Source organism: Rhodoferax sp. GW821-FHT10B06, assembly GCF_059415605.1.
On the sequence record NZ_JBWKNO010000011.1, the window covers coordinates 41,509 to 62,230 of the forward strand.

General features: G+C 62.5%; 19 protein-coding genes. 11 read left to right on the plus strand and 8 right to left on the minus strand.

Annotated features, from left to right (window positions below; genetic code table 11):
• Positions 1–26 precede the first annotated feature (26 nt).
• Positions 27–473 (plus strand): SRPBCC family protein, encoded by a 447-nt coding sequence (locus AC07O2_RS17130; RefSeq protein ID WP_495076954.1) that lies wholly within the window; start codon positions 27–29, stop codon positions 471–473.
• Positions 474–560: 87 nt separating this feature from the next.
• On the opposite strand, the gene pdxR is transcribed toward AC07O2_RS17130, so the two are convergent.
• The gene (gene pdxR / locus AC07O2_RS17135; RefSeq protein WP_495076955.1) at positions 561–2,054 is read right to left on the minus strand and encodes a MocR-like pyridoxine biosynthesis transcription factor PdxR; all 1,494 of its coding nucleotides are present in this window, start codon (positions 2,052–2,054) and stop codon (positions 561–563) included.
• An 81-nt stretch (positions 2,055–2,135) separates the two neighbouring features.
• On the opposite strand from pdxR, the gene AC07O2_RS17140 reads away from it, so the two are divergent.
• Positions 2,136–2,759, plus strand: coding sequence for an FMN-binding negative transcriptional regulator (locus AC07O2_RS17140; RefSeq protein WP_495076956.1), 624 nt, complete (start codon positions 2,136–2,138; stop codon positions 2,757–2,759).
• A gap of 103 nt (positions 2,760–2,862) precedes the next feature.
• Complete coding sequence (locus AC07O2_RS17145) at positions 2,863–3,447, plus strand: hypothetical protein (protein WP_495076957.1); 585 nt, start codon at positions 2,863–2,865, stop codon at positions 3,445–3,447.
• Between the two features lie 7 nt (positions 3,448–3,454).
• Here the strand turns inward: AC07O2_RS17145 and eutC are convergent, their stop codons facing one another.
• Both eutC and AC07O2_RS17155 read right to left on the minus strand, forming a co-directional pair.
• Positions 3,455–4,252, minus strand: a complete 798-nt coding sequence (gene eutC, locus AC07O2_RS17150; protein ID WP_495076958.1) for an ethanolamine ammonia-lyase subunit EutC — start codon at positions 4,250–4,252, stop codon at positions 3,455–3,457.
• Positions 4,249–5,640 (minus strand): ethanolamine ammonia-lyase subunit EutB, encoded by a 1,392-nt coding sequence (locus AC07O2_RS17155; protein WP_495076959.1) that lies wholly within the window; start codon positions 5,638–5,640, stop codon positions 4,249–4,251. Before AC07O2_RS17155 ends, eutC begins: the two co-directional genes overlap by 4 nt.
• Before the next feature lie 68 nt (positions 5,641–5,708).
• Here AC07O2_RS17155 and AC07O2_RS17160 point away from each other — a divergent pair, with 68 nt between their 5' ends.
• From AC07O2_RS17160 to AC07O2_RS17170, 3 genes are read left to right on the plus strand one after another with little or no spacing between them, the layout of a single operon-like run.
• Positions 5,709–5,963, plus strand: coding sequence for a hypothetical protein (locus tag AC07O2_RS17160; protein WP_495076960.1), 255 nt, complete (start codon positions 5,709–5,711; stop codon positions 5,961–5,963).
• Positions 5,963–7,198 carry a tetratricopeptide repeat protein gene (locus AC07O2_RS17165; protein WP_495076961.1) on the plus strand — a complete coding sequence of 412 codons (1,236 nt, stop codon included), beginning with the start codon at positions 5,963–5,965 and terminating at the stop codon, positions 7,196–7,198. The genes AC07O2_RS17160 and AC07O2_RS17165 overlap by 1 nt, the downstream gene beginning before the upstream one ends.
• 35 nt (positions 7,199–7,233) lie before the next feature.
• Entirely contained in the window at positions 7,234–9,594 is a 2,361-nt protein-coding gene (locus tag AC07O2_RS17170) for a bifunctional diguanylate cyclase/phosphodiesterase (protein WP_495076962.1), read from the plus strand.
• Here the strand turns inward: AC07O2_RS17170 and AC07O2_RS17175 are convergent.
• Genes AC07O2_RS17175 through AC07O2_RS17190 form a run of 4 tightly spaced genes read right to left on the minus strand, consistent with a single transcriptional unit; the run spans position 9,580 to position 14,275 of the window.
• On the minus strand, positions 9,580–10,947 hold the full coding sequence (locus AC07O2_RS17175) for an aldehyde dehydrogenase family protein (protein WP_495076963.1): 1,368 nt from the start codon (positions 10,945–10,947) through the stop codon (positions 9,580–9,582). The two genes, AC07O2_RS17170 and AC07O2_RS17175, sit on opposite strands and share 15 nt — an antisense overlap.
• Positions 10,944–11,756 (minus strand): gamma-glutamyl-gamma-aminobutyrate hydrolase family protein, encoded by an 813-nt coding sequence (locus AC07O2_RS17180; RefSeq protein WP_495076964.1) that lies wholly within the window; start codon positions 11,754–11,756, stop codon positions 10,944–10,946. The genes AC07O2_RS17175 and AC07O2_RS17180 overlap by 4 nt, the downstream gene beginning before the upstream one ends.
• A complete protein-coding gene (locus tag AC07O2_RS17185) occupies positions 11,756–12,889 on the minus strand; it encodes an iron-containing alcohol dehydrogenase (RefSeq protein ID WP_495076965.1) in 1,134 nt (377 codons plus the stop codon). Before AC07O2_RS17185 ends, AC07O2_RS17180 begins: the two co-directional genes overlap by 1 nt.
• A gap of 3 nt (positions 12,890–12,892) precedes the next feature.
• Positions 12,893–14,275, minus strand: a complete 1,383-nt coding sequence (locus tag AC07O2_RS17190; protein WP_495076966.1) for a glutamine synthetase family protein — start codon at positions 14,273–14,275, stop codon at positions 12,893–12,895.
• 282 nt (positions 14,276–14,557) lie between these two features.
• Here AC07O2_RS17190 and AC07O2_RS17195 point away from each other — a divergent pair, with 282 nt between their 5' ends.
• Positions 14,558–16,036 carry an amino acid permease gene (locus AC07O2_RS17195; protein ID WP_495076967.1) on the plus strand — a complete coding sequence of 493 codons (1,479 nt, stop codon included), beginning with the start codon at positions 14,558–14,560 and terminating at the stop codon, positions 16,034–16,036.
• An 84-nt stretch (positions 16,037–16,120) separates the two neighbouring features.
• Positions 16,121–16,879 (plus strand): phosphonate utilization associated transcriptional regulator, encoded by a 759-nt coding sequence (locus AC07O2_RS17200; RefSeq protein ID WP_495076968.1) that lies wholly within the window; start codon positions 16,121–16,123, stop codon positions 16,877–16,879.
• Here AC07O2_RS17200 and AC07O2_RS17205 read toward each other — a convergent pair.
• Entirely contained in the window at positions 16,811–18,262 is a 1,452-nt protein-coding gene (locus tag AC07O2_RS17205; protein WP_495076969.1) for a tetratricopeptide repeat protein, read from the minus strand. The genes AC07O2_RS17200 and AC07O2_RS17205 overlap by 69 nt on opposite strands.
• Before the next feature lie 228 nt (positions 18,263–18,490).
• Between AC07O2_RS17205 and AC07O2_RS17210 the strand changes: the two genes are divergently transcribed.
• From AC07O2_RS17210 to AC07O2_RS17220, 3 genes are all read left to right on the plus strand, one after another.
• Entirely contained in the window at positions 18,491–19,105 is a 615-nt protein-coding gene (locus tag AC07O2_RS17210; RefSeq protein ID WP_495076970.1) for a 3'-5' exonuclease, read from the plus strand.
• A gap of 227 nt (positions 19,106–19,332) precedes the next feature.
• Complete coding sequence (locus AC07O2_RS17215) at positions 19,333–19,851, plus strand: PadR family transcriptional regulator (protein WP_495076971.1); 519 nt, start codon at positions 19,333–19,335, stop codon at positions 19,849–19,851.
• On the plus strand, positions 19,852–20,670 hold the full coding sequence (locus tag AC07O2_RS17220; RefSeq protein WP_495076972.1) for a siderophore-interacting protein: 819 nt from the start codon (positions 19,852–19,854) through the stop codon (positions 20,668–20,670).
• Positions 20,671–20,722: the final 52 nt, after the last annotated feature.

Genomic DNA, 20,722 nt, shown 5'->3' on the forward strand with positions numbered 1-20,722 from the left:
CTGTTTCTGTCCAAGGAGATCCGAGCATGGCTACTGGAACTGTCCGCCTGCACCGCGTGCTGAAAACCCGGCCGGAGAAAATCTACCGCGCATTTCTGGATGCCGCGGCCATCGCCAAATGGTTGCCGCCCTATGGTTTCGTCTGCAAGGTGCAGCATATGGAAGCCAAAGTCGGCGGCAGCTTCAAGATGTCGTTCGAGAACTTTTCCACCGGGCTGGGCCATTCGTTTGGCGGCGAATACAAGAAGCTGATCCCCAACGAACTGATCCAGTACACCGACACCTTTGACGATCCCAATTTGCCGGGTGAGATTTTTGTGACGGTCAGCCTCAAGCCCGTCTTGTGCGGCACGGAAGTGCACATCGAGCAGTCTGGCATTCCCGAGGTCATCCCCGTGGAGATGTGCTACCTGGGTTGGCAGGAGTCGCTGGCACAGCTGGCAAACCTGGTGGAGCCGGAAATTCCGGGTTAAGGCGCTGCCAGCGCCGAAACCTTGTCACGCTCCTAAATTAATAGCTGCCTGCGCAGGTTATTTGTGCGCTAGCGGCCTATTTGACCTCTAACCAGACCGGGTGGAACAGGCCGCAACCGCCGCCGCCAGAATCTGCACGCCCTGCCCAATCTGTTCGATCGCCAGGCTTGCGTAGCCCAGGACCAGGCCGGCCGGCCGGGGCTGGGCACCCGACGGTGGGCTGGCGAACAGCGGCGACACCGGGTAGACGCCAACGCCGCTCGCACGGGCCGCCGCGGCCAAGGCCGGCTCGTCCTGCGGCCGCAGCGAGGGCAGCCACAGCACGGCATGCAGTCCAGCTGCCGTGCCGGCAAGACGCGCATCGCCAGGCAGGTAGCGCGCCACCGCATCCAGCAGGGCCGTACGGCGACGTTCGTTCTCACGGCGGCTGCGCCGCACGTGGCGCTCGTAAACACCGCTGTCGATCAGCGAGGCCAGCACCCGTTGCTCCAGCGCAGGCGCATGCCGGTCGGCCAGACGCTTGGCCTGGCGAAACACCGGCACCAGCTCGGCGGGCAGCACCAGATAACCCAGGCGCAGCTGCGGCGACAAGGCCTTGGAGAAGGTGCCCATGTAGATCACCCGCCCATCCGCCTGGATGGACTGCAGCGCGTCCACCGGGTGCTGGCCGTAGCGGAACTCGCCGTCGTAGTCGTCTTCGACGATCCAGGCGTGCTGGCGCTGCGCCCACTGCAGCAGCTCCAACCGCCGGCCTATGGGCAGCACGCCGCCCAATGGGAACTGGTGCGATGGCGTGACATAGGCCAGGCGCACACGCTCGTCGCTAGGCAGACGGGCGGTTTCCAGGCCCTGGGTGTCCACCGGCACCGCCAGCAACGCGGCGCCCGTGGCCTCGAAGCAGCGGCGCGCCATCAGGTAACCCGGATCTTCAAACACGAAGGCATCGCCCACGTCCAGCAACAGCCGCGCGCACAGGTCGATGCCTTGCTGCGAACCGTGCACCACCAGTATCTGTTCAGCATCACAAGCCAGGCCACGCGCACGCCGCAAATAGCCCTGCAGTGCGCGGCGCAAGGCCGCATCGCCCTGGGGCGGCACGTAGTACAGGCTGTGCTGCTGGCGCAGCAATTCAGTCTGGTAGGCCCGCCGCCAGGCCAGCGTAGGAAAGTCGCGCGAGGCCACCGCCCCGTACAGAAAATCGATGCGGGCCGGCTCCGCCGCCGGCAGCCCCGGCATCTGCATGCCCGCCACACGGCGGCCGAATGCGGACAGCGCAGGCACCGGCTTGCCGCGCCGACCCACGGCTGTACGTGGCGTTGCGGGCGCAGCCGACGAGCCGGCAACCCGAGCGGCCCGGCCCTTGGAGGTGATGAGAAAGCCCTCGGCCGCCAGTTGCTCGTAGGCGGCGGTGACGGTGGTGCGCGACACGCCCAGGTCGGCCGCCAGGGCCCGGGTGGACGGTGCGGGCGCACCCGCCGGCAAAGTCGCGTCGGCCATCTGCGCACGCAACAGGTCGTAAATACGGCGCCCGGCACCGGGCACACCAGCGCGGCGATCGGACGAAGATTTAGACTGGCCCATGAAAAATTAACAAAACTGGCTCTTCTGATTGTGCCAGTTTTACGCGATATTCAGCCATCTCTAGCGCTTCCAACCCACACCATGTACATCCCTGCGCACTTCGCTGAAAACCGGCCTGAACAACTGCAGCGCATCATCCGCGAGCACCCCCTGGGTACCCTGGTCACCCAGGCAGACGGCGGGCTGGATGCCGACCACCTGCCCTTCGAGTTCGACCCCGGGGTGGGGCCGCATGGCCTGCTGTCGGCCCACGTGGCCCGCGCCAACCCGGTGTGGCAGCGCTGCCCCACGGGCAGCCTGGTGATGGTGATTTTTCGTGGCGCGCAGGCCTATATCTCGCCCACCTGGTACCCCAGCAAACACGAAACCCACCGCCAGGTGCCGACCTGGAACTACGAGGTGGTGCACGCCCACGGCGTGCTGACCGTGCGTGACGATGAACGCTTTGTACGCGGCATCGTGGCACGTCTGACGCGGCGCCACGAAGCGACTGAGCCCACACCATGGAAGATGGGCGACTCGGCGCCCGAGTACATCGACAGCATGCTGCGCAACATCGTAGGCATCGAGATCGCCATCACCTCCCTGGTGGGCAAAGTCAAGCTCAGCCAAAACCGCGAATTGCGCGACCGCATTGGTGCTGCCGACACGCTGCAGGCACGCGGCCATACAGAGCTGGCCGGGCTGATGCGTCCGGCGGAATGAGCTCCAGCGTCGTCCGTACGCGGCGGATGGGCCAAGCGGTCCATCCCTTCATGGCACTCTAAGATTGAGCCAGTTTCACCCTCCGCAGCCATTGCGATTCACCATGCCCTTTGCACCAAAGAAGCCCTCACTTTTGCGCTGGGCATTGCTACTCGGGGTCGTGGTACCGGTTGCCAGCTGGGCCTTGGTACGGCCGGTGCGCGTGATCGCGCCCACGCTAGCGGGCGTGTCCTGTCCCACCGCGTATGTGTGTGTAGATGACATGGCGCAGCTGACCCAGGCTACCGCCCTCTACCAGGAAGCCAATGCCTTTGTGACCAGCCACCTGCAAGCCTTGCAAGGCGAGCCACGCGTCATTTTTTGCGCGACCCAAGGCTGCGCGGAATCGTTTGGCCTGGGGGATCGTTCTGCCGTCACGCTCGGCACTATCGGCACCGTCATCGGCCCACGTGCCTGGAAGCCGTACTACGTGCGGCATGAATTGATTCACCAGTTGCAAGGCCAGCAACTCGGCGTGGTGCAACTGCTGTTCAAGCCCACATGGTTTGTTGAAGGCATGGCCTATGCATTGAGCCAAGACCCGCGCCCGGTGCTGGCAGAACCGTGGCAGGCCTACCGCTCACAGTTCAGCACCTGGTACGCGCAGCTGCAACCAACCCAGCTATGGGAGTCGGCCAGCAGGCTCTAGTCCCGGCTCAGGGCAGCAGAAAGTTGCGCATCGCGCCGCTGTCCGATGCCAGCACATCCACCGTCTCATCCTTCAAATCCACCCCCGACAGCTGGCGGCGGCGGGACTCGCGCAGCAGCATGTGCAGCTTGTAGGCGGCGTCGGAGTACGACAGGCCTTCGGGCCGCACGTTGGAGATGCAGTTGCGCGCGGCGTCGGTCAGGCCGACATGGGGTGCCCAGGTGAGGTACAAGCCCATGCTGTCGGGCGAGCTCAGGCCGGGGCGTTCACCGACCAGCACCACCACGGTCTTCGCGCCCAGCAGCTGGCCGACCTCGTCGCCAATCGCCACGCGGCCCTGGGTGACGATGGTGGTGGGCGCCAGCGACCAGTCTTCTGGCTCCAGACGCTGCAGCAGGGCGTGGATAAAGGGTGCGGCGTTTTGCGCGATGGCCAGGGCGGACAAGCCGTCCACCACTACCAGCGCCAGGTCGTAGGGGCGGGCGGGTTGGTAAAAGGACTCCAGCAAGTCGTGCGAGGTGGCGTCCAGCCGGCGGCCCAGGTCGGGGCGCTGCAGATAGGTGCCACGGTCGGGCGCCGCGCTGGCCAGCTGGATGGCATCGGGGTGGCCGGGCAGCACCTCGCCCAGGTCCTGCGCCAGCTGGGCGGTGTCCAGCGGCAGGTGCACGGCGTCACGGGCGCGGGCATGGGCCAATTGGAATTCGAGCTGCGGCGCGGTGGGCAGGCTGATGCCGGTGCGGCCCAGGGCGATGCGCGCAGCGGTCAGGCTGCGCAGGGTATGCCAAGGATTCGGGACTACGCTCATGCCATCACCAACAGTGCTTGGGCAAACGGTTCTGGCAATGCAGACGCCAGCTGCGCTACCCCTTCGCCTTCAAAAATCTGCATGCGGCGCAACCAGTCTTCGAACTCGGGCGCCGGGCGCAGGCCCAGCAGGCGGCGCGCGTACAGCGCGTCGTGGAACGAGGTGGTCTGGTAGTTCAGCATGATGTCGTCCGAGCCGGGAATGCCCATCACGAAGCTGCAGCCGGCGGCGGCCAGCAGGGTCAGCAGCACGTCCATGTCGTTCTGGTCGGCCTCGGCGTGGTTGGTGTAGCAAACGTCGCAGCCCATGGGCAAGCCCAAGAGCTTGGCGCAGAAATGGTCTTCCAGGCCGGCGCGGATGATCTGCTTGCCGTCGAACAGGTATTCGGGCCCGATGAAGCCAACCACGGTGTTCACCAGCAGCGGCTGGAAGGCGCGGGCCACGGCGTAGGCACGGGCCTCGCAGGTCTGCTGGTCCATGCCATGGTGGGCGTTGGCCGACAGCGCGCTGCCCTGGCCGGTTTCGAAATACATGACGTTGTCGCCCACCGTGCCGCGGTTCAGCGACAAGGCCGCACTGCGCGCCTCGGCCAGGATGGCCAGGTCGATGCCAAAGCTGCGGTTGGCCGCCTGCGTGCCGGCGATGGATTGGAACACCAGGTCCACCGGCGCACCGCGCTCTATGGCCTGGATGGTGTTGGTCACATGGGTCAGCACGCAGCTTTGCGTGGGGATTTCGTAGCGCTGGATGATGGCGTCCAACATGGTGACGATATTGATCACCTGGGGCACGTTGTCGGTCGCGGGGTTGATGCCGATCACCGCGTCGCCGCTGCCGTACAGCAGGCCGTCGAGCACGCTGGCGGCGATGCCGCTGGTGTCGTCGGTCGGGTGGTTGGGCTGCAGGCGCGTGGACAGGCGCTGCTCCAGGCCGATGGTGTTGCGGAAGGCGGTGATGACCCGGCATTTTTTGGCCACCAGAATCAAATCCTGGTTGCGCATGATCTTGCTGACGGCCGCCGCCATTTCGGGCGTGATGCCGGGCGACACCGCGGCCAGCGTGGCGCCGTCCACCGCATCGCTGAGCAGCCAGTTGCGGAAGTCGCCCACCGTCAGATGCTGGATGGGCGCAAAGGCCGCAGCGTCGTGGCTGTCGATGATCAGACGCGTGACTTCATCGCTCTCATAGGGCACGACAGGTTGCTGCAGAAAGGTGGCCAGCGGCAGATCGGCCAGCGCCATTTGCGCGGCCACACGCTCCTGTGCATTGCCGGCGGCCACGCCGGCCAGCAGGTCGCCGGAGCGCAGCGGCGTGGCTTTGGCGAGCAGCTCGCGGAGATCGCGGAAGCGGTAGCTATGGGCGCCTACCGTATGGACAAACTGGGGCATAGGCAACCTTTGGATAACTTTGGCAGCGGTAGGTCTACAAATGAAGACAGCCGCTGTAGTGGAGTCGCATGCAAACATTACTGCCCAGCAAAATTAATGCCATGCCGCATCCCAAAGTCGCACCGGCAGCGCCATCAGGATTCAACAAAAAGAACAGAGTTCTGGCAATAACACACACCGAAGGCTTTTTTGCGCTGCAAGGCATATGTAAAACATGTAACCATTTCAGTGACAATTTGTTCGCTCGCTTCACTAACTCCCACACGTTTTTACCGCTTATGCGGACCAAGCATCTGGATATCTTAAGAAGGACCGCATTTTGATGGTGTCCGAAAACACTCATACGGTGCCTTTGCTCTCTTCCCCCTCTACGAGATCACAGCATATAAGCCTTGCTTCAATACGGCATTGGTTAACTACATGCTTGTCGCTCTTGTTGTTCACTGGCTGTGCAAGCCATGTCCCCGTAGCTCCTGCTGCCAAGGAAGCTTCAACGACACCAGCCACGCGTGAAATCAACGAGCTGCTAGAACAACCAGCGATTGATCCGCTAAGCCGCTACCTGGAACGCCATGGGCCGGGTCGTTCTCCCACCCTGGACAGGGTACGGGCTGAACGCGACAAGCGTTGTGCAGCCATCGCAGACAGCTATGCTGGCCGCGAAAAAACCGCTGCCAATTTGGAAAAACTGGATACCGGCTACCGCTACTCTTGCCCTGCAGTCGTCCAGGCTTTTGCCGAACAGGTGAGTCGAGCAGGTGCAGCTCCAGGATCTGCGATGTCGACAGCCCCATCAACGTCCGCGCGCTCCGCCACAACCACGCAAGACAAGGCCGTCCTGGACAACTGCTACCTGCCGTTCGCCATCAAGAACTACCGCGAAGCCCACGCCGCGTGCCGAAAACCAGCAGAAATTGGCGATGCTCGGGCGCAATACAACCTCGGCTTCAGTGCCCGCGTACTGCAGCTATTGCCGGAAGCCGTGCAATGGACCCAGCGTTCGGCAGCACAGGGTCTGCCCGAAGCGCAACTGCATTTAGGGCAGCTGTATCTTCGCGGGCAGGGCTTACCGCAGAATCCAACCAAAGCCCTGCAACAGTTCGAACTGGCCAGCGCACAAGGCCTGGCTGAAGCCCAGTTCATGGAGGGCCAGATGTACTACCAAGGCAACGGCATAAAGCGCGATCTGGCACTGGCTTTGCGCTACTTCACCCAAGCGGCGGAACAAGGGCATGGCAATGCCCAGCTGTACATGGGCAAGATGTATACCCAGGGTGAAGGCATAGCCACCGCTGATCCGGCAAAAGGCCGCAAATGGCTGCTCGCCGCCGCGGAACAAAGGGTTCCTGAAGCCCAGTACCGCCTGGGCACTCTCTATGCCCAGGGCCTGGGCGTAGATGCTGATGCCATACAAGCCTATGTCTGGCTGAGCTTGGCGGTCGCCGGCGGCCAAAGTGCAGCGGCAGCACCACGCGACGAAATTGCACGCCAACTGTCAACGGAGCAGTTGGCAAATGCACGGCAACGAGCTCGGCGTACCCAGGAAACCATGCACTGATGGGCTCCCCAATGCGTTCAACGGTTGAGGGAGGCATGAGCTCCATTAAAAAACTCATCATGCTCATCCTCTTGCTGCTGGTAACGCTGTTCCTGGCTGGCATGGGCGTGATGTCCTCGCTCAATCTGAGCTATTCCCAAGAGGCCATGTCAAAACTGCGCGCGCGCCAGATTGATGAAACCTTCCATGGCAACCTGGACCGTATCGACGCCCGCCACCAGATCATGGAGAAGAACGCAGCCGCACTAGCGCGCCTGGGCGAATTGCTCTACAGCATGAAGCAGCAGAACGGCCGTACGCGTCGGACCGAACTAGAAAGCGCATTGCTGAAAAAGATCCGTGATTTTCCCGAAGCGTCGGGCGGAGGAATCTGGTTTGCGCCGAACATCTGGCCTGCCGCCGCCTATGCAGGCTGGAAAAACAACTCCGTGCAACTGATCCCAGCGTATGCAGATAGTGCCTATACCTATTCCCAGCAAGCTTGGTATGTGGCCGCACTGCCAACGAACGATAACGACAAATCACCCGGTAAGGAAATCTTCCACTGGACTCCCATCTACTACGACGCCGTGCAAAGCGACGGCCTGGTCACGGTGGCCACACCCATGCACGACGAACACGGCCGTTTCATCGGCTTGGCCACCACCTCGTGGCGCGCGGAAGAAATCATCCGTCTGGTCAGCGGTGCCGATGTCACCCCGGGCAGCTTCGCGTTCGTGATGGACAACAACAATCGCCAGCTGTCCAGTCTGTCGCAGTCGTCCGAGTCATCGACCAACCAAGCACTGATGGACGCATTGTCGACATTGGAGCTTCCCGCAACACCACCACCGGGGAGCACCTCTTTCCGCGGTGGGCAGATGCAACTGCCGATACAAACCCACCAGCTAGGTGTGCAAGGACGTAGCTATTCCATGTTCTTGTCGCGCACCCGCGCGGGCATGGTCTTCGGCATCGGTGTGCCGCAGGATGAAATTGACGCCGTACTGGAGCCCATGCGCCAGACCAACTACCAAATCGCCTTGACTACCGGCTTGGTATTACTGGTACTTTCAGGGGTCATTCTGTATGTAGTAGCCCATATTCTGAGGTTGCTGGAAACACTGTCCACCGATTCACTCACGGGCTTGCCCAATCGGGCCAAACTGCTACGCGAAACCGCGGCGCCACAGCAAGAAAGCCTCATCCAGGTCAATATCGATGCATTCAAAGAAATCAACGATTTCTATGGCCACCAATGCGGTGACCACATCCTCATTTCGATGCGCGATAAGTTGCAGAAGTTTCTTGATACCGGTCTGAATAGTGGGCGTACCGCCTTGTACAAACTACCCGGTGACGAGTTCGCTATCCGGATCCATACAGCACTGGACCGCGCCGCCCTGAACACCTACCTGCATGCGCTGTCTACCTACATACACACTGCGCTTTTCCATTGGGAGGAACAAGAAATCGGGGTCAACGTGACCTTAGGCGCCGTGACTACCGAGAATGAGTCCACACAAGCAGCCCCATCTGGAGAGACATTGCTGTCGTCTGCCAATATTGCTTTGAAACTGGCTCGCCTTCAGCACCGCCATTACGCAGTCTACGACCCAGCCCTCAAGGTACGTGAAGAATATGAGCAGAACCTGCTGTGGGCACAACGCTTAAAGACGGCCTTGCATGAAGATCGCATCGTTCCGTACTTTCAGCCGATTGTTAGCAACAGCAATGGAAAGATCGAAAAATTTGAATGTCTGGTACGCCTGCTGGATGAGCACGGATCTCCGGTAGGGCCAGGGCAATTTCTGGGGATTGCCAAGAAGCTGCGCCTATATGGCGAAATCACCCGCATCATGGTGAGCAAGAGCTTCGCCGTGTTCCAGGACACGCCCTATAGTTTTTCCCTCAACCTGTCATACGAAGACCTGGTTGACCCGGAAACCACCGGCTTCATCAAACGCCGTCTCAGTGAAACCGGTATCGGCCGACAGGTCATCTTTGAAATACTGGAGTCAGAAGGTATTCAGAATTACCTCGAAGTTCGGGCCTTCATCGATGAAGTGAAAGCCATGGGCTGCAGCATCGCCATCGACGACTTCGGCAGCGGATATTCCAATTTCGACCACTTGCTGCGCCTGAATGCCGACATCATCAAACTCGACGGTAGTCTGATCCGTAATCTCGACAACAACCCCAGCGCATTGGTCATCATCCGTGGCATCGTGCAGTTCGCTCGCGAACTGGGTTTCAAAACCGTTGCCGAATTTGTGCATACCGCCTCCATACAGGCGCAGATATTGGCGCTGGGCATCGACTATTCGCAAGGCGCCATGTTCAGCATGCCCACCGCAATACCACTGACACAGCTGAACAACGGCCAAAGCCCCGCGGGGTGCTCAAACCTGGCGTAGATGCCAGGCCTTGGGCCGGGTGAAGGTTTGTATGCCGTAGGTGGACAGGGTCAGGCCCACGCCCGAATCGCCATGGCCGCTCCAGGGCAGGCGCGGGCTGACGCGGTCGCAGCAGTTCCAGTAGACGCTGCCGGCGTTCACCTGGGCCAGCACGGCGCGGGCGCGGGCCTCGTCGGGGGTGAAAACGCCGGCAGTTAGGCCATAGCGGGTATCGTTCATCAATGCCACAGCCTCGGCGTCGCTGGCCACCTTCTGGATACCGATGATCGGGCCGAAGCTTTCCTCGCGCATCACGTCCATGCTGTGGTCCACGCCCACCAGCACCGTGGGCGCATAGCTATTGCCCGGCAGGCGCTTGCCGCCTGTGAGCAATGTGGCGCCCTTGGCTACCGCATCGGCCACCTGCGCGTCCAGCACGTCCAACTGGGCCTTGCGGGTGATGGCACCGATATAGGTGTCGTCGGCCATGGGCTCACCCACCTTGAAGCCGTGCACTGCGTCCACAAAGGCCGCCACAAAGGCATCAAAAACATGGGCGTGCACATAGATGCGCTCCACCGAGCAGCAGCTTTGGCCGGTGTTGTACATGGCGCCATCGGCCAGCGAGGCGGCGGCGTTTTGCACCTGCGCATTGTCGCAGACATAGGTCGGGTCCTTACCGCCCAACTCCAGCTGCAGCTTGACCATGCGCGGGCCCAGGGCCTGGGCGATCTTGGCGCCGGTGGCGTACGAGCCGGTGAAGAACAGGCCGTCGATGCGCTGCGCCTGCAGAGCCGCTCCCACATCACCGCCGCCGACCAGCGCTACCAGCACATCCGTGGGCACGCCGGCCGCATGCAACAGCCGCACGATGTTCAGGCCGGTCAGCGTGGCGTATTCAGATGGCTTGTAGAGCACGGCATTGCCGGTCAGCAGGGCCGGCAGGATGACGTTGCAGCCCACGAACCAAGGGTAGTTCCAGGCGGAGATATTCGCCACCACACCCAGCGGGATGTGCTGGATCTGCTCGGTCATGCCGCCCTCGTTCAGCACCGTCTCGGTGGCGGTACTGGTGTCCACCTCGGCCAGGAAGAAGTCGATGCGGCCCAGCAAGCCGTTGAGCTCGTTGCGCGACATGGCGATGGGCTTGCCGGTCTCGCTGGTCATGGTGGCGGCCAGGGCTTCAAGCTCGGCCACCACGGCGGCGCGGAAGCGCAGCACGCAGGCCTTGCGCATCTCCAACGGCGCGGCCGCCCACACGGGCTGGGCCGCGCGCGCGGCCAGGGCTTTGGCGGCGACCGAGGCCGCATCGTCGGCCGGCACTTCGGCAATCTTGGCACCGCTGGCGGGGTTGTGGATGGCGAGGGTAGTCATGGCTTATGTGATTGGGTGTGGGCGGCCTTGGCGGCGTGTGCTGCGGCCAGAAAGTCGGCAAGCAAAGGGGTGTCGTCCAGCGTGCCCAGAGCCGGCTGGTGGAATTCAGGGTGCCACTGCACGGCCGCCACATAGGCCGGGCCGGTGCTGCGAATGGCTTCGATCACGCCGTCTTCGGGGCTGCGCGCTTCGACCACAAAGCCGGGCGCTAGGTCTTTGATGCCCTGGTGGTGAATGCTATTGATCTTGTAGCTGCTGCCGTCCGGTAATAGTGCGCTGAGCCGGGTTTCGGGCACGATCTGCAACGGGTGGAAATGGTGGTCGTAGGCATCGGCGTCGCGGTGCAGCACGGCCTCTGGGCGCTGGGTGGCGATGTCCTGGTACAGGGTGCCGCCAAAAGCCACGTTGATCAGCTGCAGGCCGCGGCACACGCCGAACACGGGCTTGCCTGCGGCCACAAAGGCCTTCACCAAGGCCTGCTCGTATTCGTCGCGGATGCGGTCACCGCTCCAACGCTCCTGCAACGGGGTTTCGCCATAGCTGCCGGGCCACACGTCAGCGCCACCGTGCAGCACCAGGCCGTCCAGCCACTGCGCGTAGTCGTCAAAATGCACCTCGCCTCGCGCGGTGTCGCCTACAGGCGAGGGCACCATTACCGGCAACGCACCGCCGGACATGATCCAGTGCGCCATGGACTGCTCGACGTACTGCAGCGTCTTCTTGGCGAAGGCCGCGCGGGTCGGGTCGGGGTGCAAAAAGCAGGCGCTGATGCCGATCTTCAAACGCTCGGGTCGGGTGGGGTTGGACATTACATCGCCGCCTTGAAAAGCATTTCGAAATCCTCCGCCGTGCAAGGACGCGGATTGGTCTGGTGGCAGATGTCGGCCGTGGCGATTTCCACCAGGCGCGGCAGGTGCTCGTAACGCACGCCGTGGTCGGCCAAGCGGCCTGTGATACCAATGTCGTGCTTGAGTTCGCGCAACCAGGCAACAAAAGCCTTGCCGCCGCCCGGCACCTGGCAAACATGGGCCAGCTCGTCGAACTTGTGCGGCACCACCGCCTGGTTCCAGACCAGCACGGTGTCGATCATCAGCGCGTTCGCCAGGCCATGGTGCAGGTCGCACACGGCGCCCAGCGCATGCGCGCAGGAGTGCACCGCACCCAGGTCTTTCTGGAAGGCGATGGCGCCCATCATCGAGGCCATCATCATGTCGGACCGGGCCTGCAGATTGCTGGGCTCGTGCACGGCCGTGCGCAGGGCGGCTGCGGCAATGCGCGTGCCCTCCAGCGCTATGCCATCGCACAGCGGGTGGTAGGCCGGTGACAGATAGCTTTCGATGTTGTGCGTGAGCGCGTCCATGCCTGTAGCCGCCGTCACGTGGGCCGGCAAGCCCAGGGTCAACTCAGGGTCGGCAAATACCACCTGGGCCAGAATCTTGGGGCTGAAGATCACGCGCTTGAGGTGGGTGTCGTTCTCGCTCACCACGCTGGAGCGGCCCACCTCGGAGCCTGTGCCGGAGGTGGTAGGCAGGGCCACGAAATACGGCAGCGGTTGGTTGATGGGGCGCACCTGCGGGTGGTCCCATACGTATTCCAGAATGTCACCCGGGTGCGTGGCCGCAATACCCACTACCTTGGCCACATCCAGTGCCGCGCCGCCGCCAAAGCCGATCACGCAATCGGCGTTGTGGTCCTTGAAAGCGATAGCTCCGTCCATCACCTGGCTGCAGGTCGGGTTGCCATGCACACCGCTATACAGCCCCACCACCAGGCCATTCAGATGGCTGACGAACTCGGCCATCACCGGCAGGGCGGCCAGGGCCCGGTCGGTCACGATCAGCGGACGCTGCAGGCCCTGGTCCAGCAAATGCTGGGCCACCAGCTTGCGCGCGCCAGCACCGAATTTGATGGGCGTGGGAAAGGCGAAATTGGTGATGGTCATGGTTCAAATGATCTCGAAATAGCGTTTCAGTTCCCAGTCGGTGACGGCGTCCAGCCATTGGCGCCATTCCCATTCACGGGTGGCGGCGAAGTGGTCCACGAAGGTGTCGCCCAGCCAGTCGCGCGCGATGGCCGACTGCTGGAACACGCGGGTGGTTTCAATCAGGGTGCGCGGTGCGCGGGCAATGTGCTCGGCACCGCCATTGGTGCCGGTGATAGGTGGAGCTGTGAGCTTCAAACCTTTTTCCACACCGTCCAGCCCAGCGGCAATGACGGCGGCCATGGCCAGGTAGGGGTTCACGTCAGCGCCAGGGCAACGGGTTTCCAGGCGGGTTGCCTTGGGGCTGCCAGCGATCACGCGGAAGCTGGCAGTGCGGTTGTCCATGCCCCAAGTGGGTTTGGTCGGCGCCCAGAAGCCATCCACCAGGCGCTTGTAGCTGTTGATGGTGGGCCAGATCATGGGGCCGAAATCCATCATGCAGGCAACCTGGCCCGCAAGATAGCTTTCAAACAGCTTGCTCATCTTGCGCGACTGCTTGGCGTCATAAAACAGATTGTTCTTACCATCGCTTAAGCTTTGGTGGATATGGCCGCTGCAACCCGGCAGGTTCGCATGCGGCTTGGCCATGAAGCTGGGCATGATGCCATAGCGGGCACCGATTTCTTTCACACCGGTCTTGAACAGAATGGCCCGATCGGCCTGGGCCAGAGCCTCGCTGAAACCTATGGCCACTTCAAATACGCCAGGGCCAGTCTCGGTATGTAGGCCCTCGATAGGCACACCGAAGGCCAGCATGTCGTCCATGATGGCGTTGAAGAAATCACGGTTCTGGTTCATGCGCAGCAGCGAATAACCGAACATGCCGGGTGTCAGCTTGGTGGCACCGACGCCGTTTTTCTCGGCCCAGCTATGCGGCGTTTCCAGAAAGTTGAACCACTCGAATTCCATGCCCGTCATGACCTGCAAGCCCATTTTCTCGGCGCGTTTCAGCACGCGCTTCAAGGTCTGGCGCGGGCACAGCGGGTGCGGCGTACCGTCGGCAAGCACAAACTCACCCATGAAAAATGGCACCTGGTTGTCCCATGGCACGTGGCGCGCCGTGCCCAGGTCCAGCCGGGCCAGCGCATCGGGAAAGCCGTGCTGCCAGCCGGTGACGGTGGTGTTGTCGTAGCAGCTGTCCATCATGTCCCAGCCCAGCACCACATCGCAAAAACCAAAGCCGCCGGCTGGGTAGGGTTGGGCCGCGCCCATGAATTTGTCGATGTGCAGGTACTTGCCGCGCAGCACGCCGTCGATGTCGCTGACGGCGACCTTGACCTTGGCCGCGCCAGATTGCTGGAGGGCCGCCAGGGCAGGGTGCTGGGCAGGTGTTTTCTTGGATGCCATGTTGTCTCTCACCGTTTTGTATTCCAAGGCCATGGCGCACCAAATTGGGCCGCTACGCCGTGCTTTGTGCCTGTGTTTCAGGGCTTGGGCATTGAAACGCTTTGCACCCAGCTTGTCAATTGCTCTACTGTAGATTGTTAACAATCTGCAGATTTTGCTTGTGCAGCGCGCAAATCGCGGTTACACACGCAGGGCAATTTCCATGGTCCAAATACCTGCGGAAGCATCAGGCATGGGATGTGCATATGTTCATTTTCCATTCATCCTATTCAGGAGTACTTGATGACACTTTCTGCGAACACGTCAGGCATAGCCGCCGACGACGCCAGCGTGCTGCAAAGCATGGGCTACAAACAAGAGCTGTCGCGCAGCATGAAGCCGTTTTCGAACTTCGCGATCTCGTTCTCCATCATCTGTATCTTGTCGGGTGGCATCAACTCGCTGTCCCAGGGCATATCCGGCGTGGGCGGTGCGGCCATTGGCATAGGTTGGCTGATCGGCAGCGCCATCAGTCTGGTGTTTGCACTGGGCATGGCGCAGATCGGCTCGGCCTTTCCTACCGCGGGCGGCCTGTACCACTGGAGCTCGATCCTCGGCGGCCGAGGCTGGGGCTGGCTGACCGCCTGGCTGAATCTGCTGGGCTTGGTGACGGTACTGGGTGCCATCAATGTGGGCACGTTTTACTTCTTTATCGGTGCATTTGGCACCAGCTTGGGGTGGGAAGCCAACTTCCAGACCCAGGCAACCTTCGTCATCGGCATCACCGCTCTGCAAGCGCTCGCCAACCATATCGGCATCAAATTAACAGCGTTTTTGACGGACATCAGCGGTTATCTGATTTTTGCCACAGCAATCTTCCTGACCGTGGCGTTGCTGGCATATGCGCCCAGCTATGACTTTGCACGTCTGATCACGTTCAAGAACTACAGCGGCGCCATCGGTGGTGATGTATGGCCAGAAACCCACAGCATGTGGCTGCTGTTCGGCTTGGGTTTGCTGCTACCGATCTACACCATTACCGGCTTCGATGCATCCGCCCACACGGCAGAAGAGACCGTCAACGCCTCCAGCGCAGTACCCAAGGGTATTGTGTCGTCTACCCTGTATTCCTCGCTGTTTGGCTATCTGATGCTGTGCGCCTTCGTGATCGCCATTCCCGACATGGACAAGGCCGCAGCCAGTGGCGGCAATGTGTTCTTCACCACCATGGACGCGGTGTTGCCAACCGGCATCAAGAACGTGCTGTATTGGGCCATCACGGCCTCGCAGTTTCTGTGCGGCCTGGCTACCGTGACCTCGGCATCGCGCATGATTTTTGCCTTTGCACGCGACGGTGGCCTGCCTGCCTCGGGCGCGCTGAAAACCGTACATGCCACTTTGAAGTCGCCGGTAGCCGCGATCTGGACGGCATCCATCATCGCCATCCTGTTCACGCTGTACACCCCGGCCTACACCACCATCGTGTCGGTGACGGTGATCTTCATTTTCATCTCCTACGGCCTGCCCATCGTGCTGGGTGGCTTGGCCTATGGCGGTAGCTGGAACAAGATGGGTCCGTGGGACATGGGCCCGGTATTTCGCCTGGTGGCGCTGCTGGTTGCATTGGCCGCAGCATTGATCCTGTTCTTGGGTGTACAGCCACCAAACGATGCGGCCCTGCAGATCACGCTGGGCTTTTTGGTGCTGACGGCCGTGGTGTGGTTTGGCTTTGAGCGCCGCCGCTTCAAAGGCCCACCCGCCACCACGATGGGCAAGAAATAAACCGTTGTTGTATCGCCCCAGAACCGCTTGGATTCTGGGGCTTTTTGCCAGGTTTTTTATACAAACTGTGCTCCAATTCGGGGCATGTCTGCTGCACCCCATCCCACCATCGCCCTCCTCCAAAGCAGCTCGCTGACAAGCGTGGTGCAACAGGAAATAGAGCGCGCCATCCTGGTAGGTGAATACGGTCCCGGCACCAAGCTGATCGAAGCCACGCTGGCCCTGAAGCTGGGTGTGTCCCGGGGCCCGGTACGCGAAGCCTTTCGCATGCTGGAAGAAGGCGGCCTGCTGCGCTTCGAGAAGAACCGCGGCGTTTTCGTACGCGACATTCCCACCGATGAAGCCGTAGAGATTTTTGACCTGCGCGCCTCGCTGGACGAGCTGGTGGGGCGCCAGCTGGCCACCCACATCACAACCGTCCAACTGAAAGAAATCAAGGGTCTGGTGACGGAGATGGAGCGCCAGGTCAAGGCCCAGGACGCCTACCACTACCACCTGCTGAACCTGAAGTTCCACGACCGGCTGGTGGAGCTGGCGGGCAATCGCAAGCTGACCGAGATTTACCGTAAGCTGATCAAAGAGCTGTCGCTGTTTCGCCGCCTGAACCTGGCCGACAGCTGGTTGATGCCCATCACCGCCAACGAGCACCGCCCCATCGTCGCCGCGATTGCCTCGGGCGACCCCGACGCCGCCGGGCGCGCCATGTTCGACCACGCGATGGACAGCAAAAACCGCACCATTGCCAACGAGCTCAGCCGCAGCAGCGCAAGCAACCTAAGCGTGGCGAAGACCAGCATTCCCAGCGCCCCCGGCATCGCCAGCACCCGCCGCAAACGCGTGTAAGGCGGCTGCCAGCGCATCCACCACAGGCGCCCAGCCGCCGCCCGCAGGCTGGCGAAACAGACGCATCACACCAGGATACCAAGGCGTGTCGCTACGCTCTGCCAGCCAGCGCCAGTCGATCAGGTAGTCGGGCAGCATCACCCAGCACGGCACAGCCAGCGCACCGGCCAGATGGGCCACGCCGGTGTCGACCGAAATCAACAGGTCCAGCTGCGCCAGGATGGCAGCGGTATCGGCAAAGTCGCGTATCTGCGGCCCCAGGGCGCGCACAGCCATGCCCGGGGGTGGATGCGCGGCCTCGTCTTCCCCCGCACCCTTTTGCAGGCTGATGAACGTCACGCCCGGCACAGCGGCCAGCGGCAACAGGGTGGACAGGCTGGCCAGCGAGCGCTCGGCATCGTTCTCAAAGCTGGTGCTGCCCTTCCACACCAGGCCCACGCGCAGATGGCCCACCGGCACCTGGGCCAGGGCAGGGTGGTGCGCCCACTCGGCCAGCAGGGGCGGCTCGGCGTGCAGATACGGCAGGGGAGCCGGCACGCTGTCCACCCTGGTCTGGCACAGCGATGGCAGGCTCATCAAAGGCGTCCAGCAGTCCCAAGCGGTATCCGGCAGGTCTTCGTCATAGCCCACCAGCACATCCACCCCTGCCAGGCTGGCGAACAGGCGTTTCAGCGGCGGATGGCAGACCAGGGTCACAAGGCCGGCGCCGCGTGTCTTCAGCTCCGCCACATAGCGGCAGAACTGCAGCATGTCGCCATGGCCGGCCTCGTAGCCCACCAGGATGGATTGGCCTGTCAGCGGCTCGCCGCGCCACCGTGGGCAGTGCATCAGGCGGGCCATGGAGGCGTACCAGTCGCGCGACTCGAAATGCGCCCAGCCTTCCTCCCAGCGCCCTTGGCGCAGCAGCAGATAGGCCAGGTTGAATCGGGCCTTGGGGTAGCCGGGTTCCAGCAGCAGGGCTTCGCGGCAGCATTCTTCGGATTCCACCTCCAGCCCCATGCGTGCATAGACCACGCCCAGGTTGCACCAGATATGCGGGTCGTCGCGGCGCAGCCGCAGGGCGATAGCACAGGCGGCTTCGGCCTCGTCCAGCTGATGCATCAGTATCAGCACACCGGCCAGGTTCACATAGCTATCGACCAACGTGGAGTTGTGCGCGATCGACTGGCGGTAGCAGTCGGCGGCCTCGGGCCACGCATGCCGCAACTCCAGCACCAGACCTAGGTTGGCATGCGCCTCGGCCAGCGTAGGGGCCAGCTGCACTGCGGTGCGCAATGCGGCTTCGGCGCCGGCCAGGTCGCCCTGCTGCAGGCGCTGCGTGCCATCAAAAAAAAGCGCCTCGGCGCTTGCGGGTGCGCCCGGCACCGGGTTCAAAACGTCCATGGCTGCGCATGGTACGCCGCTGCCCACGCGATGGCGCAACAGACTGCGAAAAGCCCAGCGACACATTGTTTTTGGCGGACCGGCCCCTTCGCGCTGGCTAGTGTGGCGTTGCGCGCTTGATGGAACACCACACTAGAATCGCGCCCCTATGATCGACCGCTTTGCCCTGAAAAACAGCCTGCACCAGCAGCTGAACAGCTTGCAGGAGGTGTTGCCAGGGCAGGCCGCATGACCCGCCTGGCTGTGATCGACTTTGAAACCACCGGCATCTCGCCCGGCCAGGGCGACCGCGCCACCGAAGTGGCCATCGTGATGCTGGAGCAAGGCAGGGTGGTAGACCGCTACCAGAGCCTGATGAATGCCGGCGTGCGCATCCCGGCGTTCATCACCCAGCTGACCGGCATCAGCAACGCCATGCTGGTCGACGCGCCCAGCGCCGCCCAGGCCATGGCCGAGGCCAGCCGTTTTGTGGGCGATGTGCCCCTGGTCGCCCACAACGCGGCCTTCGACCGCAAGTTTTGGCAGGCCGAGCTGGCGCGTATTGACCAGCCTGCCGAGCAGCCATTTGTCTGCACCTTGCTGCTGGCGCGCCGCCTGTACCCGCAGGCGCCAAACCACAAACTGGGCTCGCTGGTGGACTTCCACCGCCTGCCGCGCACCGGCCAGGCCCACCGCGCCTTGGCCGATGCCGAAATGGCCGCCCACCTGCTGTGCCAGATCCAGCACGACCTGCGCCAGCGCTGGGGCATCGCGCAGCCCCATAGCGCGCTGCTGATGGATTTGCAGCGCTGCACCAAGGCCACGCTCGGCAAACGCCTGGCGCAGCTGGCCAGCGCCCACTGAACCACAGGCGCTCGCGGCAGCAGCCGCACACCAGCTTGCCCGGTCTTATATGAAATATTGGCCCGCAGCGCAGGTGTTACCTGCGCTAGTAGCTACAAAAACCATAGTAATTATTCACAAACTGAGTCGGCAATGCCCCTCGGCGGCCACAGGGTTATTCTGTTTAGACTCACTTTCGATCTAATTTAGATATATCGTAACAACATCTAAATTACATCGAGAACACTATGCGACATTTCGAAGAAGGACTGGAACGCGGTGGCCGTGGTGCCAGTCGCCACGGTGGCGGCGGCCGGATATTTGGCCACGGCGGCCTGCGCCTGGTGCTGCTGCAACTGATTGCCGACAAACCACGCCACGGCTACGAGCTGATCAAGGAAATCGGCGACCGCCTGGGCGGCAGCTACAGCCCCAGCCCGGGCGTGATCTACCCCACCCTGACCCTGTTGGAAGAAATGGGCTACACCACCATGGCCGAGAACGGCGGCGGCCGCAAGCTCTACAGCATCACCGAAGCCGGCCAGACCCACCTGGCCGAAAACCGCACCATGGCCGACGCCATGCTGGCCCGCATGCAAAGTGGTGCCGAGCTGCACTCCAGCCGGCCACCGCAGGTCATGCGCGCCCTGGAAAACTTCAAGATGGCCGTACGCATGCGTCTGGGTGGCCCCCCCTTGACCGAAGAACAAGCCCACGCCTTTGCCCAGGTGCTGGACCAAGCCGCACAAAACCTGGAACGCATCTAAATGGAAACCACCACCCCCAACCGCACCCCTTCCCGTATTCGCCATGAGCTGCGCTTTCGCCTGCTAGACGTGGTCGCCACCCAGCGCCTCAGCCCGCACATGGTGCGCATCACCCTGGGCGGCCCAGACCTGCAGGGCTTCAGCAGCCCGGGCTTTGGCGACCATGTGAAGCTGTTCTTCCCCGACCCGGTCAGCGGCGAGCTGGTACTGCCCAGCGGCCCGCCGGGCGCCGGTGCAGCGCACGACGGCCCTCGCCCCACCATGCGCGACTACACGCCGCGCCGCTTTGACCCCGAAGCCCTGACCCTGGAAATCGACTTTGCCCTGCACGACGCCGGCCCGGCCACCACCTGGGCGATACAGGCGCAGGTTGGCCAGCGCATTGGCGTGGGCGGACCACGCGGCTCCTTCATCCTGCCCACGGACTTTGACGGCCATGTGCTGATCGGCGACGACACCGCTCTACCGGCGATTGCACGCCGCCTGGCCGAGCTGCCCGCCGACGCCCCCACCCTGGTACTGGCCGAGGTGGATGGCCCCGCCGACGAGCTACCCATGGACAGCGCGGCCGATGTCACCATGGTCTGGGTCCACCGCCTGGGCCGTGCCCATGGCCAGTCCAACCTGCTGCTGGACCGGCTGAAGGACCTGGCCTTGCCGGCCGGCGATATCTATGCCTGGGTGGCCTGTGAAACCCATGCCGCCAAGGCCTTGCGCAGCCATCTGGTCGATGCGCGTGGCGTACGCCCGGAATGGATCAAAGCCGCCGGCTACTGGCGCCTGGGCGCGGCCGACAGCCACGAAAACATCGAAGGCTGAAACGGCATACACAAGCCACGCACAGCCTGTGGTGACACAGGCTGTTCCGTGA